Below are 16,366 nucleotides of genomic sequence, written 5' to 3'. Positions count from 1 at the left end.
AATTTAATCGTTAAATTTATCTTCAATAATATTTGTCAGTACATCTTTGATATCTAAACCGGCAGCACGGACCTGTTGTGGAATAAAACTGGTGGCAGTCATGCCCGGAGTAGTGTTGATTTCGAGCAAGTTGATTACCTCACCTTCAGTTACTATATAGTCAATGCGAATAATACCGTTGCAACCGAGAATATCATAGATAGAAGAGGTGAGTTTACTGATACGATCAGCCAAATTATTGCTGATACGGGCAGGAGTAATCTCATCCACTTCTCCGTTATATTTAGCACCGGTATCAAAGAATTCATTATGTGAGACAACTTCTGTAATAGGAAACACTTGTTGAACTTTGTGGGTTTTGTAGCATCCACAGGTCAATTCCATACCTTTCATAAAAGCTTCAATGATGACCTCTGCACTTTCATGAGTAGCTTTCTCAATAGCCGGTTGGATTTCTTCTTTGGTCTTTACCTTTGTTATTCCATAACTGGATCCTCCTGCATTTGGTTTGACAAAGCAAGGAAGTCCAATCTGTTTGATAACTTCATCATTACTGATGTGTTGACCTTTGCGGAGTAAAATTGAATCTGCGATCTTTACCCCAAAACTCTTTAAATATTGGTTGCATGAAAACTTATTAAATGTGATAGCGGAAACTAACACATTACATGAAGAATAAGGAATACCCATCATATCAAAATAGCCTTGTAACAGACCATTCTCACCCGGTGTACCATGAATAGTGATGTATGCGAAGTCGAAATGCTTCTTTTTTCCGTTTTCTGTGAAACTGAAGTCATTACGATCGATAAGAGTAAGGTTGCCGTCATTTAAATGGACAGCCCAACGATGACTTTCCATTTCAACTATATATAAATCATAACGCTCTTTATCCATGAAAGAGTAAAGCCCCTGTGCACTGCGCAGCGAAACCGGAAGTTCACTTGAATCACCTCCGGCAACTATTGCAATAGTTCGTTTCATTTTTCTCTGTTACTAATATAGTTTCTCCATTTATCAATCAGATTAGATATGTCTTCAGGTAGTGGAGCTGTAAAAAACATCTCTTTCTTTGTTCGTGGATGGGTAAAGCCAAGAGTCATGGCATGCAGAGCTTGACGCGGACAAATTCTGAAACAGTTTTCTACAAATTGTTTATATTTACTAAAGTTTGTTCCTTTTAAAATCTGGTCACCCCCATAGCGGGCGTCGTTGAATAGTACATGTCCGATATGCTTCATGTGGACCCGTATCTGGTGAGTTCTACCTGTTTCGAGTACACATTCAACCTTTGTTATATATCCAAGGCGTTCTAATACGTGAAAATGTGTGACTGCATACTTGCCTTGGGTTGGGTCGCTCAGTACAGCCATCTGCATTCGGTCTTTAGGGTTGCGACCTATATTACCTTCAATAGTTCCTTCATCCTCATCAATGATTCCCCAAACAAGAGCAATGTATTTCCGTTTGGTGGTTTTGTTGAAGAATTGCCACCCTAAATCTGTTTTCGCTTCCGGAGTTTTAGCAACCACTAATAATCCTGACGTATCTTTATCAATACGGTGAACTAATCCAACACTCGGATCATTAGGATCATATTTCGGATTATCTTTTAAATGCCATGCGATAGCATTCACCATAGTTCCGGAATAGTTTCCGCACCCAGGGTGGACTACCATTCCAGCCGGTTTATTGACAACAATTACATCCGTATCTTCATAAACTATATCGAGAGCAATGTTTTCCGGTTTGATATCGTGATCATAGCGGGGACGATCCATCATAATGGTTAGAATGTCACCACCTTTCACTTTATAACTGCTTTTTACCGGTTTTTCATTTGCTCGGAGCATACCGGCATCAGCAGCCAGTTGAATGCGGTTTCTTGATATATTGGCAAATTTATCAGCAAGATACTTATCTACGCGGATGGACGCTTGACCTTTATCAACAACAACCCGGAAATGTTCATACAGTTCTGTAGGCTTTTCTCCAACAGGCTCTATGTCATCTAACGAATCATCTAATATGTCTAAGCTTTCTTCATCCATAGTTCATCTATCGATTAGAACCAAGCGTCATCAGCAGCTTCAGTCTCTTTTTCTTTTACTGGACGAATAGAATCCTGTGTTAGGGAATCGGTAAGAACGTCATTAGAACCGCTACCTATTTCGAGCGTAAGTAGAGATTCGCGTGGAATTTTTTCTCCGGCAATTAATGTTCTCTCACCCATCTTTAAGCCATAAACCCAATCTCGTTCTCCGGCAACAATTTTAGGATTATCGACTAAAAATCCAAGAGCTTTAAGACGTGCTTCTGCTTGGCGGTATGAACTGTTATCAATAATATCGGGGATAGTAACTAAAGGCTCGTTATCGGTGCAAATTGTTACATAAATCATACGTCCTTTTTTAACTTTCTGACCGGCAATCGGATTTTGTTCAAGAATGGTATTTACAGGTATACCTTTGACGAAGTTAGAGTCAATAACAATTGTTTTTAATTCTTTTTTTGAGATATTCAGTTCAGCTTCATTGAGCAGCATACCTTTTACGTCAGGAACTACTACAGCTTCTCCATGGTGAGTATATAAGTTCAGTCCGGAAAGAACAAGAAGAAACAACACGATAATTGCGACTAACATCCCAATGATATTCATCCAGAACCAACGGTTGTTCTTGAAAGAAAAGAAATCTTTAAACGATATCATACTTTACTTACTTATAGTTGGGTGTAAAGATACTACATTTTCTATTTTAATCCTATCATAAATTTTAATAACTATTCAAAAACTCCTATATCCCATTAAAAAGTATTTGCTCTCTTGGAGCTATTCATTTTTCTCTTTATCTTTATTTCACATTTAATTTAGGAAGAAGTAAGTATTTATGAATAAGTTATTTTTATTGATCATTACATTATTTTTATTACCATTAGGAGGATGGACGCAGACGATTTCGCATATTATTCCACAGCCGGTGATTATTATTCCGGGAGATGGCTTTTTTGTTTTCTCAGATAAGACAGACTTTGCAGTTGAAAATGAAAGACAAGAACAGATTGCTGAAACATTTACCAACTTGTTTACTCAGGCTGTCGGTTTCACTCCGAAAATAAAGGTTGGTACTCAAAAAGGGGATGTCGTATTTAAGAAGGATGTATCGTTAGCCGAAGAAGCATATAATTTGGAAATTACAAAGACAAAGATAACGATTACTGCGTCTTCAGATAAAGGGTATTTTTATGGATTACAAACTATTCGCCAATTGCTGACTCCCGGAATAGAAAGTCCAAGAAAGGTAGAAGCAGGATTGAGTGTACCGGCCATGATCATTAATGATAATCCCCGTTTTAAATATCGAGGACTAATGATAGATGTAGCTCGTTACTTTCTTCCAAAGGAAAAGCTGCTTCGTATTATTGACGTTATGGGCTCTTTGAAACTTAATGCTTTGCATCTGCATCTGACGGATGGTAACGGTTGGAGATTGGAGATAAAAAAGTATCCATTACTGACGCAAATTGGTTCACGGAGAGTAGAACGTAAAGAAATTCCTTTTCCTGATAGAAGAAACGCACGGCAGGGAGAATCGACAAAAGAAATAGGATTTTATTCGCAGAGTGATATTAAGGAGATTGTTAATTATGCCGGACAAAGGCAGATAACGGTAATTCCGGAAATTGATATGCCGGCTCATTCGAATGCGGCTTTAGCGGCATATCCTATGCTGGCTTGTCCTGTTGTGGATAAGTACATTGGTGTATTGCCGGGGTTAGGAGGTGATCAAACATCTATTATTTTTTGTGCGGGAAATGACAGTGTATTTTCTTTTATTAATGATATTTTGGATGAAGTGATAGATTTGTTTCCTTCACATTATATTCATATTGGTGGAGATGAGGTAAATACTACTTATTGGCAAAAGTGCCCGTTTTGTCAGGATCGCATGCAGAAAGAACATATTCATGATGTGTCCGGTTTACAGACTTACTTTATGCGTCGTGTAAATGAATATTTGAGGAGTAAAGGTCGAGAGATGATGGGCTGGGATGAACTTACACGTAATACATTACCTGAAGGAGCAGTCATCTTCGGTTGGAGAGAGTTAGGCAAAGCCGGGGAGCAAGCGGGAGGACAGGGGCATAAGTTTATCATGACTCCGGAAGAAGCTCTGTGTCTCAACCGTTATCAGGGACCTCAATGGTTTGAACCGATTACCTACTTTGCTAATAATAATACGCTGAAGGATGTATATGATTATGAACCGGTGGAGCGTAGCTGGTCGATGAGTGTTCGAAAGAATCTGTTGGGAATTCAAGGCTCTTTATGGACAGAGTTTTGTAACAAGCCTGAAGATGTGGAGTATTTGCTTTTTCCTCGTTTGGAGGCTTTGGCTGAGAGCGCTTGGACAGCTCCGGAACTGAAGAATTGGAAAAGCTTCCTCACTAATGTGGATGTATTTAATACCCGACTGAAAGTTAAAGGCGTCTATTTTGCTAAATCCATGTTTAATATAGATCACGATGTGCTTCCGAGAAATGGGCAGTTGCAAGTAAAACTTAGCTGTATTCGCCCGGATGTGGAAATTCATTATACTATGGATGGAAAAGAACCTACTGCTCATTCCGATTTGTATAATCGTCCTATCATGGTGAAAGCAAATACCACCGTAAAGGCTGCTACCTTTATGAATGACAAGAGAATGGGAGAATTGCTCACTATACCTATTATATATAATAAGGCGACTGCAACCCGTTTGCTTCGGAGTAACGTATTAGAACAGCATGTGTTGAATGGGGTTCGTGGCAGCATAAAGTATACCGATGGAGAGTGGGCCGGTTGGACACAGAACGATTCTGTCTGTCTAACAATAGACTTGCTTAAACGTCAATCGCTGAGCAAAGTAACTATTGGAATGATGAATAATCATGGTATGGCCGTTCATAAGGCAAAAACTATAAAGATTCTGTTGTCAGATAATGACATTCAATATTGGAAAGTAGGGGAACAACGGTATATCACGGCTGATATATTCAAAGAAGGCACAGAAGTGGAGGACCTCCCTATTCTTATAAATGGGACAGCCCGCTATATTCGGATTATTCTTAAAGGTTCGGGAAAATGCCCGGAGTTACATGCCCGTATGGGAAAGGAAGCTCACATGTATGTTGATGAGATCATGGTAGAATAATTTTAGTTATAGTATTCTATCGTTATTTGTGTGAAAAAATAGGGCTTAGAAAGTTAACAGCTTTCTAAACCCTTTTAATTTTTTGATATTAAGCTTTATATTAACGAGAGCTCGATGAAATAACCGAAAGGTCATGCAGAAACCTACGAAAGAAGAATACGTCTTTATGGAATGTTTAAACGATGTTTTTCCCTTTTCGTCAGATTCATTAAATTTATCATCAAGATGACCGGTAAAAGTGAGCCGTATGAATCGGTCAACTCATCCGCATGAACTTGTCAACTCATCCGCATCAGTTAACCAACTCATCCGCATGAATCGATCAACTCATACGTATCACTTTTCATCTTCGTACGCATCGGAGCAGTAGCTTATATAATTGATATTTTCTAAAAGCAGTATCTCCGTTTAAGAAGTAAAGATACATAGTTCGTATTATTTTAGATTCATCGGACTCATGTACATTATAGCTCTTTGATATAAATGTTTTTGAATGAACAAATAGAACCATGAGCCTGCAACTCAATCTGCTCTTTCGGGAAAATAGGCTGTGAACGATCCCAATAGTTTTCTAATGTTACATTGTCGACTACCGTAACTCCGTTCAGCTTGACAGTAACTTTGTCGCCTACCATCTTTATATAGAAGCTGTTCCAGTGATTCAAAGGATTATCTGCTACCTTCAATGGAGCAGAAGGATTCTTTTGATTATTATAGAGTCCGCCGGAACCAACCTGAGCACCCACATTCACACGAGTAACATCCCAAATCTGTACTTGTGGTGTACCACGGAGATAGATACCGGCATCAGGATCTGATCCGTTTGAGTCTAAAATCCAATCAACATACATCTCAAAGTTACCGTATTGTTTAACTGTGCAAAGGTTATCGTATCCACTGCCAACATAAGTGACAGCACCGTCTTTAACAGCCCAATCTTTACGCATATTCTCGTCGGCTTTAATTTGTTTTTCTGCCAATTCCTTAGGAGTCATCTTTGCGCGTTTGATAGGGTCTTCTACCAAACCTTTCCAACCTGTCAGGTCTTTTCCGTTGAAAATAGAAACAAATCCTTTTTCTTTGGTACCGACTTTTTTCAAATAGTCCTTGATTTCTTTTGTGGCAATCTTATTATTCAGAATCTTTTGAGCTAACTTTAAGTATGAACGTGTATTAATGCCATTATATTCCGGATGATTGATAGCAATATCCTTAACAACTTCAGCGGCAGTATTCTTTAAGGAAGCGTCATTAAGATATTGAGTGGCATACATTAAAGATTGGAATGTTCCGGTCTGCGCGACGCTTTTCAAAATGGATGCTTTTTGGCTATCGGAAGTAGCTTTTTCCATTTGACCTTTTAAACAGAGGAGTTGGTTTTCAGGTGTCTGTGCTATTTTTGCCTGCTCAGCAGCATAACCTTTTGTAGTAATTAAGAGAACACCGTTGGCCCCCGATTTACCATAATGGGAAATAGGAGTCTCCTTGTTGAGCAACTTGATAGAAGCGATATTGCTCATATCTAAATTGGAGACATCTTTTGTGATTACATCATCCACTAAAATAAGTGGTTGTTTGGCATTGTCAACATATAATTGCAATGTCTTTGTTACGTTGATAGTGGTGTCCTGACTTGCAATGTCCGCGTTGATGGCAAAAGCAGAAGCAGAGCAACCAATCAACGAAAGCGTGATAATAGATTTTAGTTTTAACATATTGTTGATAATTAAATTAAAAAGTTTGGTTAAAGGTAAGGAAGTTATAGGAAAGAGAAAAACTTTTTTTGACTTTTCTCATGTATTTCACTGTTATATGTATGACAGGCAAGTACAGAACACCCATGATAAAAATCAAAGAATATGCTAATCGTTTGATGATAGTAGTAGAACTTCAATCATACGAAATACGTTCCTTTTTTATTTTATAGTTGAATATTATTCTGAAATCTTTGCTTTCGCAACGTTGTAGCCTTCAATTAATTCATTGATAATCTGGGCAACCGGTTTAATCTCTCTGATGGATGAGGCTATTTGTCCTATCTCTAATTCTCCATTTTCTGTATCACCTTCAAAAATACCACGTTTGGATGCTGCTTTTCCTAACAGCTCACGGAGCTCATCAGCACTTGCGCCTCTATTCTCGGCTGCTGCAATTTGCTCATAAAGAGCATTTTTAACTAGTCGTGCAGGAGCTATTTTCTTAAGAGTCAGCATAGTGTCACCTTCGTTTAAGGAGATGCAACGTTGCTTAAATGCGTCTGACGCAGAACTTTCCTGACTTAAAGCAAACAAAGTACCTATCTGAACACCTTCTGCGCCTAATGCTTGGACGGCCAGCATAGCTGCGCCGGAGGCAATACCGCCAGCAGCAATCAAAGGGATGGTAGTGGCTTGACGGACTTGCGGGATGAGTGTAAGTGTGGTTGTTTCTTCCTTTCCATTATGACCTCCGGCTTCAAAGCCTTCGGCAACAATGGCATCTACTCCCGCTTCTTCGCATTTGCAGGCGAACTTGCTGCTTGATATAACGTGTACCACTTTTATTCCGGCTTCGTGGAACTTGGCAGTGTATTTCTTCGGACTCCCGGCAGAAGTAAATACAATCTTCACGCCTTTCTGAATGATAATGTCTGTTACCTTATCAATTTCAGGGTACATCAACGGAAGGTTTATCCCCCAAGGTTTATCCGTTGCGGCCTTCATTTTGTCAATATGCTCCATAAGAGTCTCCGGATGCATACTTCCGGCACCGAGCAGACCTAATCCGCCGGCATTGCTTACTGCTGAAGCTAATCTCCAGCCGCTTATCCAGACCATACCTCCTTGAATAATAGGGTATTCGATTCCAAAAAGTTCTGTTATTCTATTTGTTTTCATACTTACATATTTATATAGGGCAAATTTCCGAAAAGTTCTTTAATTCAGCAAATAATGGAAGTAATTTCATTTGTTTATATTTTACTATATTATGGTAGATGTGGGGGAGATTGAATTAAGACATGTTATGACATTGTCAAAGCACTTTTTGACTGTGAAAAATAATGCGATGAATCAATAATCTGTTGATTATCAAATCATCGCATTGTAGTTGGGGATACCTTAGCAGTAAAAACAAATGAGATATTTTAAAGTATATGTGTAAGAAAGGGGATTAATTGCATTTATAGCGATTAATGCTCACCAATATCTCTTGCTTACTTTCTTGGTTATATAACAATCAATTGCTTAAAAAGAACTTAATTAGGATGCATTAGGATTTGTATATGCAAAATTCGGATTAGTGGGATCTGTGCATCCATGCCAATCGCTATCTGCACCTAAAGCTTGCTCCCATAAGAAGATATTTTGTATATTATAAGCATGGGTTCCTCCTAACCATGATGGTCCAATTTTACAAGCATATCCATTTATACTTGGATTTTTATTGACACCTTTGTGAAACTTATCACAACCATGGTAAGACACTCCTCCTGTGTCAAATTTCAAATCATCAGCATTTTCTCCTGATATTTGAAGACCTGGTTGTTTCCCATTTTCCATATACATATAATTAAAACTCTTAACATTGCATTTTACTACATAGCATGCAGTTATAAACTCCTGTGGAGTAAATCTCTGTACTTCAATTCTTGGGCTTCCCCATTTTTCTTTTTGTATATTCATATTCATTACTTTTTAAGTTAAACATTTTGTTGTATTTCGTTAAGTATTTGACTTATTATTGCATCATCTATAAATTGCCTGACTTCAAGTTCTGTTATTGAAGTATTGCCGTCAAAACGCTCTGTTGCCGCATGGATAGCATCTTTCAAACTGGTAGGTTGTTTGAATTGTTCCCAAAGAAAACGACTGAACTTATTCAGTGTAATCATTCCGTTAAAATTTTGAGCAAGCTTTCCAACGGGTACAAGAATCCATTCATCACCAATCCGACGTTCAATCAAATCCGGATTCACTTGGTAAATTTTGGCATTCTCCGTCTCCTTGCATTGGTTGTAAAATGATAGTAGTTCTTTATCGCTCATCGTAGCCAACGAATCAATAGATATTTGGGTAGTATTAGGCGTAAAATGTGCAATAGGTCTTGAATAAACCTTTTTCTTATGTGCTTGGGTATCTTGCATCACTATGACTTTATTTTGTGTTTCTTTGTTCCCCGAAAGAAACAATAAAAAGAAAGCGTGGGAACTATTCTCCATTACTCCGCTGAGGCTCTAGACTGCCTTTCCCAGGTAATGAAACAATGGCCCACGCTCTAAGATATTTATACCTGGAAGGGCATAATAATCCAGAACGTGAGCGTATTGCCATTATCTCTGGGAATGAAATTGTCTAGATTTCAGCAGGAGATAATTTCAAAACGCTCTTTATTAATAATTAGTTCTCAATATGATATGCATCCATATCACTCGAACTATTTGCAAATATATGAATTTTTCTATTCAAAGTATTATCTTTGCGAAAAAAATAAAGAATCATCTTGAATTATTGTTTTTTTTGTTATCAATGTCTTTTTTGGTGTTATGTTATACTCGGGAGTGTATGCTAATGACTTGTACTATATTTGCTACTAAAACAAGCACGGCCAATGTATATTGAAAAAACTCATGGATTCCTCTTTCCTATTAAGAGGGAAATGATATGGTGATAAATTGTTACCAGTTGAAACTCCTTGCAGCTGATGGCATAACGCGACTGACAGATGTGACAAGAAATAGGCTTTCTGCAGGTCAGGGTATTCAGCGAAGAGTATCCTTGCCCGTTTGCGTTGGGATGGCGTCCACTTTTCTCCAGACTTGAACAGCAGGTGCCGGCTTCTTGCCAGCAGTTTCTTCCTCGTGTTTCTGTTTTCATATCGGAAAGGCTCATAGGAACGGCCTTCGAGTCAGGCATCCTCCATCTGCTTGCGCAGGTCACTGGGGACTTCTCCATTCGTATCTTTTAAAAAAGTCGCGAACTCCTTCGAGTAGCGGGTACCTTCTGCCACCAAACTGTAGGGAAGTATAAAACTCTTTCCTGTACGGGTGTCTAACCATTTGCGACGCCGAATAATCAGCAATACCTTATGGCCCCGGATCGGGAAGTCTGTCACCTTGACTGGAGCTATGAAACCCTTGGACTCAAAGTGGGAGTTTCCCTGAAGCGAGGGATGAATCTTCTCATCAAGACGAATGTGCATCTCCGGCTCATCATACTTCAATTTTGTATCAACATACTCAATATCTGTTATGAGGAAATTGTCCAACATTTCTTTCGGCAGCACGATACGGGCTAACATTATCAAACCATTGTCTTCCATGCGACAAAAGTAAATAATATATTTTATTGAAGCACATATCCCCTCATGAAATATCGGGTGAACCAATAAAGACTATCCGACAAAGTGATATGTATGAGTTACTTAGTTCATGCGTATGAATTACTCAACTGATACGTATGAGTTTGGCAAGTCATCCGCATGAATTGGATGATTCATCCGCATGAGTTGATCAGTTCATACGTATGACTTTTCCTCCATCTCTTTATGACAATATTAATGAATCAAACAAAAAGGAAAAAACACCTCACCAACACGCTATAAGACCGTATTCTACCTTCGTACATCTTGCATAACCTCTCTGTTTTTCATCGAATTCTCGTTAAGTTACAAAAGGAAATTATCAAAAACTTTTCTCCTCTCGTTTTGTTTTTAAAACAGTAAAACTCTAAAAAATAAAAAAAAAATCTGTTTTCTGACACTATTTTTCGTAGAACAAAGAAAAGCGAGTATCTTTGTGGTTTAAAAGAAAAAACATTATTCATTTTAGAATGAGTGAAGCAAATAAATTAATCGATTCAATTAAAAACGGAATTCAAGAAAAGAAAGGTAAAGGGATTGTAATTGCCGACTTACGAGGTATGGACGGAACAATCTGTGACTATTTCATCATTTGTCAAGGAAACTCTCCTTCACAAGTAAGCGCATTAACTGAATCTGTTTACGATCAGGTTTTAAAAAACATAGGTGATAAACCTGTATCTATAGACGGATTAAGAAACGCTCAATGGGTAGGAATGGATTACGGAAACATATTGGTTCACATATTCCTTCCTGAAGCCCGTGACTTTTATAATTTGGAACACCTTTGGGCAGATGCCCAGTTGACAAACATTCCCGATGTAGATTAATTATCAACAACTTAAGAAATGCCAATAGAGACACCTAATAACAGACCAAAGATAAACAAGCCAAAGTTCAATTTAAGCTGGTTATATCTTATTATCGGATTCAGTTTCCTTATCCTTATCTTCTTCAATAATAACAATAGCTCATCGAAAGAAGTAACCTACTCGGAATTTAAGGAGATGGTGCAGAACGGATATGCCGACAAAATTGTAGCATATAATGATAATAGCCTTGACATGTTCGTTAAGCCTGAATATGTTCAGAAAGTGTTTAAAGAAAATTACAAAGGTCTCAGCCGGAGCCCTTCGGTACATGTAGAAGTTGGCTCTATGAACGCGCTTGACGACTTTCTTACACAAGCACAAAAAGATGGGCAGTTCAACGGCTCTGTCAAATATGAAAAGAAAAGTGACATCTGGAGCGTCGTGCTTTGGAACACCCTCCCTATCATAATTCTTATAGTTGCCTATATCTGGCTTATGCGACGTATGAGCAACGGTGCCGGTGGCGGTGGAGCAAATCCGTTTAACGTAGGAAAAAGCAAGGCACAGGTTTATGAGAATGTGAACAATAAAGACCGCATCACATTTAAGGATGTAGCCGGTCAAGCTGAAGCCAAACAAGAGGTGGAAGAAATAGTTGAATTTCTGAAGAATCCTGAAAAATATACTGAGTTGGGCGGAAAGATTCCAAAAGGAGCATTGCTTGTTGGACCTCCGGGAACAGGAAAAACCCTGTTGGCCAAGGCCGTAGCAGGTGAAGCTAATGTACCTTTCTTCTCCATGTCCGGTTCCGACTTCGTTGAGATGTTCGTAGGAGTAGGAGCTTCGCGTGTTCGTGACCTGTTCCGTCAAGCAAAGGAAAAAGCTCCATGTATCGTGTTCATCGATGAAATTGACGCAGTAGGACGTGCCAGAGGCAAGAATCCAAGTATGGGTGGAAATGATGAGCGCGAAAATACATTGAATCAACTTCTTACCGAGATGGATGGCTTTAAGTCAAACTCTGGAGTAATTATTCTGGCTGCTACCAACCGAGTAGATATGTTGGATAAAGCCTTACTTCGTGCCGGTCGTTTCGACAGACAAATACATGTTGATCTACCTGACTTAAATGAGCGTGTTGCTGTATTCAAAGTTCACATGCGTCCATTGAAAATGGATGAAACTGTTGACATTGACCTATTAGCCCGCCAAACTCCGGGATTCAGTGGAGCAGATATAGCAAATGTATGCAATGAAGCAGCATTGATAGCTGCCCGCCATAGCAAGAAAGCTATTAGCAAACAAGACTTTAGCGATGCCATCGACCGTATAGTTGGTGGTCTGGAGAAAAAGACAAAAATTATGACTGCCGACGAAAAACGTTCTATCGCTATCCATGAAGCAGGTCACGCAACGCTGTCGTGGTTTCTGGAACATGCCGACCCTTTGATAAAGGTTACCATTGTTCCTCGTGGTCGTGCTTTGGGGGCAGCATGGTACTTACCCGAAGAGCGTCAGATTACGACAAAGGAGCAGATGCTTGACGAGATGTGTGCTTTGCTGGGAGGACGTGCTGCCGAAGATTTATTCATCGGGCATATCTCAACCGGCGCGATGAACGATTTGGAACGTGCTACCAAACAAGCATATTCCATGATTGCCTATATAGGCATGAGTGAAAAAATGCCTAATCTCAGTTATTACAGCAGTACTGATGAGTACTCTTTCCAAAAGCCTTATAGCGAAAAAACTGCCGAGTTAATAGACTCGGAAGTTCAGCGCATGATAAACGGACAATATGAACGGGCAAAACAACTTCTTTCGGAACATAAGGAAGGACATGCACAATTAGCTCAAGTACTCATAGAACGCGAGGTCATCATGGCTGATGATGTAGAGAAGATCTTTGGTAAACGTCCTTGGACATCACGTACAGAAGAAATACTCGCAGAAGAAGAAAAGATAGGGAAAAAAGTTTAGAAATAAAACCAGAAGAACAAAAAGAACCAGCCCAAAAAGATAAAGAGAAAAAAACAGAAACGGATGAAAAGTAACTTAATACAACGGATTTTAACAGGTATCGTCTTCGTAGCCGCTATGGTTGGCTGCATATTAGGCGGCGCAATCTCATTCGGTATTCTTTTTTTACTTATCACCTTGTTCGCCATCCATGAGTTCTGTAAGCTGGTCAATAAATACGAGCAAAATGTTCAGGTTAACACCGGACTTTGCATGTTAGGTGGCGCAGTAATGTTTCTATGTTTTTTTCTGAATGAGATAACCCCGTTCGTCAATGGAATCTTTATTCCATACCTTATTATATTGATAGGAATCATGGTGAGCGAACTGTACGCAAAAAAAAATAACCCGATAAATAATTGGGCGTACTGCTTTCTCAGTCAGATATATATAGCACTCCCGTTTTCATTGATGAATGTACTGGCATTCCATTCGGAAGATCCTACCAGCGTGTCGGTATACTATTACATTTTTCCATTGGCACTTTGCCTGTTAGTTTGGACAAACGATATCGGTGCTTATGTTGTTGGCTGTACCATCGGAAAGCATCGCCTGTTCCCCCGTATCTCTCCCAAAAAATCATGGGAAGGTTCTATTGGTGGCGCGGTGTTCTGCGTAGTCGTTTCTACAATCATTGCACATTTCTATCCTGTTCTAAGTACGATAGAATGGGCGGGATTTGCATTGGTAGTTGTTATATTCGGCACATGGGGCGATTTAACAGAGTCTCTGATGAAACGCCATTGGGGAATAAAAGACTCAGGAAATATCCTTCCCGGACACGGAGGCATACTCGACCGTTTCGACAGCACATTACTTGCTGTTCCTGCAACATTATTATATTTATTTGCAGTTACTTTCTAAGCAAAGCAACCATCTGTTGAGCAGCTTTCCGTGACGCCCCCGGTTCGCCAAGAATACGGATAATATTGTCGTATTCGTTCAGCATATTCTGACGATAGTTCTTGTCATTCAAAATAGTACATAATTCAGAGCGGATGTTCCCAACTGTCATCTTATCAGCAACCAGTTCCTTGACAACTTCTTTATTCGCAATTAAATTTACCAGCGAAATAAACTGAACGCTCAGAACATGGCGTTTTAAAAATGCGATGATCTTCCCAAGCGGAGTATAGTAACACACCACCTGTGGAACATGGAAAAGACAAGTCTCCAGAGTTGCCGTTCCCGATGTAACCAATGCGGCCTTTGATTGCTGCAACAATCTATATGTTTGGTTATGAACTATTTTCAACCGGACTCCAACCTTTATATACTGACTATAATAGCTATCCTCAATACTTGGAGCACCAGCCAAAACCAACTGATATTTATCCGTATAAACAGAAGCAGCCTCAATCATTACCGGAAGATTATCCTTTATTTCCTGTTTTCTGCTACCCGCCAAAAGAGCAATAATTGGCTTATCCGTCAAACCATTTTCCTTGATAAAAGAATCAAAGGTTTCAAGATGATGAGCTTTGAAAGTATCAATTGCATCCACACATGGATTACCAATATAATGAATAGGATAATTGTGCTTCTTATAGAAATCTATTTCAAAAGGCAAAATAGAAAACATTTCATCAATATCTCGTTTGATTCTCTTGATACGCCATTCTTTCCAAGCCCAAATCTTCGGAGATATATAATAATAAACAGGGATAGACGAATGCTTCTTTATGTAACGTGCAACATCTAAGTTAAACCCTGGATAATCTACAAGAATTAACACATCTGGCTGCCACAAAAGGATATCCTGCTCACAGACATCCATATTCTTAAAGATAGTCCTCAGATGCATTAATACAGGAATGAATCCCATATAGGCCAGTTCTTTATAATGTTTCACCCTCGTTCCACCTACAGCCAACATCAAATCGCCTCCAAAGAAACGGAATTCAGCTTCTGAATCTTTCTCCTTCAGGGCTTTCATCAAATTAGAAGCATGCAAATCACCCGAAGCCTCGCCAACTATCAGATAATATTTCATTTAAGATTCCAACTTCTCAGTTCATCTATAAATTCATAAGCTGTCACATCAATAGTTGTAGGAGTAATAGCTATATATCCGCGGTCCATCGCCCAATGGTCTGTATCCTCTGCTTCTGGTTCAAAATTCTGATATTCTCCGGTTACCCAGAAGTAATGATCACGAGTAGGATGAGAACATGGCGCAAACTCATTCACCCAATCTCCATCTGTCTGACGACAGATCTTAATCCCTTTAAATTCAGGAATATTTGGAAAGTTAATATTCAAACAAACACCTCTTGGCAATCCTTTTTCAAGAACAGTCTCTGTAATCCTACGAACATACGGAAGCATAGGTTCAAAGTTCGCATCCAATTTATGATCACACAAAGAAAAAGCAACGGAAGGAATACCTTTCATACAACCTTCTTTAACCACTCCCATAGTACCCGAATAATGCTCATTGATAGCTGAATTATCTCCATGATTGATTCCTCCAATAACTATGTCCGGCTTACGAGCAGATAACTCAAATAATCCTAACTTTACACAATCAGTAGGAGTTCCACTACATTTATAAATAGTAAGATCCTCTTCTTTTCTAACCACTTCATAATGAATTGTGTTGTCCGTAGTAAAGTACATAGAATATCCGGAACGTGGAGCATCAGGAGCCATCACTATTATCTCTCCTAAACTTTTAAGGGTACGAATCAGTTCATTCAATCCTTTTGCTTCTACACCATCATCATTAGATATTAGCAATAATGGTTTCTTTTTATTCATATCTTTATTTTTTAAATTACAAAGATATGATACTTCCCCCATAAATATGGAGAATAAAAGAAAATTAACTTAATGTTCTGCAATGCCGGAACAAAAAGTACGAGCATTTGGAAGGAAATAATTATCTTTGCGACTAAAAGAGTTATTAACAAAACAGATGAGTTATCAACAGTTTTACCAATGTCTCATAGATTTTGTAGATAGGTTAGATGATTATTCTTTATTTCGCAGTGTAATAAAAACAGA

15 protein-coding genes are annotated in these 16,366 nt (G+C 38.8%); 4 read left to right on the top strand and 11 right to left on the bottom strand.

Annotated features, from left to right (window positions below):
* Nucleotides 1-3: 3 nt before the first annotated feature.
* From LO761_RS07840 to LO761_RS07830, 3 genes are read right to left on the bottom strand one after another with little or no spacing between them, the layout of a single operon-like run.
* Nucleotides 4-984 (bottom strand): D-alanine--D-alanine ligase, encoded by a 981-nt coding sequence (locus tag LO761_RS07840; RefSeq protein ID WP_272817736.1) that lies wholly within the window; start codon nucleotides 982-984, stop codon nucleotides 4-6.
* The gene (locus LO761_RS07835; protein WP_272817735.1) at nucleotides 981-2,051 is read right to left on the bottom strand and encodes an RluA family pseudouridine synthase; all 1,071 of its coding nucleotides are present in this window, start codon (nucleotides 2,049-2,051) and stop codon (nucleotides 981-983) included. The genes LO761_RS07840 and LO761_RS07835 overlap by 4 nt, the downstream gene beginning before the upstream one ends.
* A 14-nt stretch (nucleotides 2,052-2,065) precedes the next feature.
* Nucleotides 2,066-2,710 carry a PASTA domain-containing protein gene (locus LO761_RS07830; RefSeq protein WP_272817734.1) on the bottom strand — a complete coding sequence of 215 codons (645 nt, stop codon included), beginning with the start codon at nucleotides 2,708-2,710 and terminating at the stop codon, nucleotides 2,066-2,068.
* A 178-nt stretch (nucleotides 2,711-2,888) separates the two neighbouring features.
* Between LO761_RS07830 and LO761_RS07825 the strand changes: the two genes are divergently transcribed.
* Nucleotides 2,889-5,192: a glycoside hydrolase family 20 protein gene (locus LO761_RS07825; RefSeq protein WP_272817733.1), complete on the top strand. Its 2,304-nt coding sequence runs from the start codon at nucleotides 2,889-2,891 to the stop codon at nucleotides 5,190-5,192.
* Nucleotides 5,193-5,656: 464 nt separating this feature from the next.
* Here LO761_RS07825 and LO761_RS07820 read toward each other — a convergent pair whose 3' ends face one another.
* The 6 genes from LO761_RS07820 to LO761_RS07795 form a co-directional block, all read right to left on the bottom strand.
* On the bottom strand, nucleotides 5,657-6,907 hold the full coding sequence (locus LO761_RS07820) for a 3-keto-disaccharide hydrolase (RefSeq protein WP_272817732.1): 1,251 nt from the start codon (nucleotides 6,905-6,907) through the stop codon (nucleotides 5,657-5,659).
* 219 nt (nucleotides 6,908-7,126) lie between these two features.
* Nucleotides 7,127-8,068, bottom strand: a complete 942-nt coding sequence (locus tag LO761_RS07815) for an NAD(P)H-dependent flavin oxidoreductase (protein ID WP_272817731.1) — start codon at nucleotides 8,066-8,068, stop codon at nucleotides 7,127-7,129.
* A gap of 363 nt (nucleotides 8,069-8,431) precedes the next feature.
* The gene (locus tag LO761_RS07810) at nucleotides 8,432-8,854 is read right to left on the bottom strand and encodes a hypothetical protein (protein ID WP_272817730.1); all 423 of its coding nucleotides are present in this window, start codon (nucleotides 8,852-8,854) and stop codon (nucleotides 8,432-8,434) included.
* Between the two features lie 17 nt (nucleotides 8,855-8,871).
* The gene (locus LO761_RS07805) at nucleotides 8,872-9,315 is read right to left on the bottom strand and encodes a PqqD family protein (protein WP_272817729.1); all 444 of its coding nucleotides are present in this window, start codon (nucleotides 9,313-9,315) and stop codon (nucleotides 8,872-8,874) included.
* Between the two features lie 446 nt (nucleotides 9,316-9,761).
* The gene (locus LO761_RS07800; protein WP_272817789.1) at nucleotides 9,762-9,995 is read right to left on the bottom strand and encodes a hypothetical protein; all 234 of its coding nucleotides are present in this window, start codon (nucleotides 9,993-9,995) and stop codon (nucleotides 9,762-9,764) included.
* Nucleotides 9,996-10,076: 81 nt separating this feature from the next.
* Complete coding sequence (locus LO761_RS07795; RefSeq protein ID WP_407951552.1) at nucleotides 10,077-10,469, bottom strand: ISAon1 family transposase N-terminal region protein; 393 nt, start codon at nucleotides 10,467-10,469, stop codon at nucleotides 10,077-10,079.
* A 530-nt stretch (nucleotides 10,470-10,999) separates the two neighbouring features.
* Between LO761_RS07795 and rsfS the strand changes: the two genes are divergently transcribed.
* From rsfS to LO761_RS07780, 3 genes are all read left to right on the top strand, one after another.
* Nucleotides 11,000-11,359, top strand: coding sequence for a ribosome silencing factor (gene rsfS / locus LO761_RS07790; protein WP_272817727.1), 360 nt, complete (start codon nucleotides 11,000-11,002; stop codon nucleotides 11,357-11,359).
* An 18-nt stretch (nucleotides 11,360-11,377) separates the two neighbouring features.
* The gene (ftsH, locus tag LO761_RS07785; RefSeq protein WP_272817726.1) at nucleotides 11,378-13,321 is read left to right on the top strand and encodes an ATP-dependent zinc metalloprotease FtsH; all 1,944 of its coding nucleotides are present in this window, start codon (nucleotides 11,378-11,380) and stop codon (nucleotides 13,319-13,321) included.
* Between the two features lie 63 nt (nucleotides 13,322-13,384).
* The gene (locus LO761_RS07780; RefSeq protein WP_272817725.1) at nucleotides 13,385-14,224 is read left to right on the top strand and encodes a phosphatidate cytidylyltransferase; all 840 of its coding nucleotides are present in this window, start codon (nucleotides 13,385-13,387) and stop codon (nucleotides 14,222-14,224) included.
* Here LO761_RS07780 and lpxB read toward each other — a convergent pair.
* Entirely contained in the window at nucleotides 14,214-15,353 is a 1,140-nt protein-coding gene (lpxB, locus tag LO761_RS07775) for a lipid-A-disaccharide synthase (protein ID WP_272817724.1), read from the bottom strand. The genes LO761_RS07780 and lpxB overlap by 11 nt on opposite strands.
* Nucleotides 15,350-16,120, bottom strand: a complete 771-nt coding sequence (gene surE, locus LO761_RS07770) for a 5'/3'-nucleotidase SurE (RefSeq protein WP_272817723.1) — start codon at nucleotides 16,118-16,120, stop codon at nucleotides 15,350-15,352. Before surE ends, lpxB begins: the two co-directional genes overlap by 4 nt.
* Between the last annotated feature and the right edge of the window lie 246 nt (nucleotides 16,121-16,366).

This window comes from Phocaeicola oris (genome assembly GCF_021295095.1).
Classification (GTDB): domain Bacteria; phylum Bacteroidota; class Bacteroidia; order Bacteroidales; family Bacteroidaceae; genus Phocaeicola; species Phocaeicola oris.
Note: the sequence above shows the minus strand (reverse complement) of the source record. Positions and strands in the feature narration are given on the sequence as shown.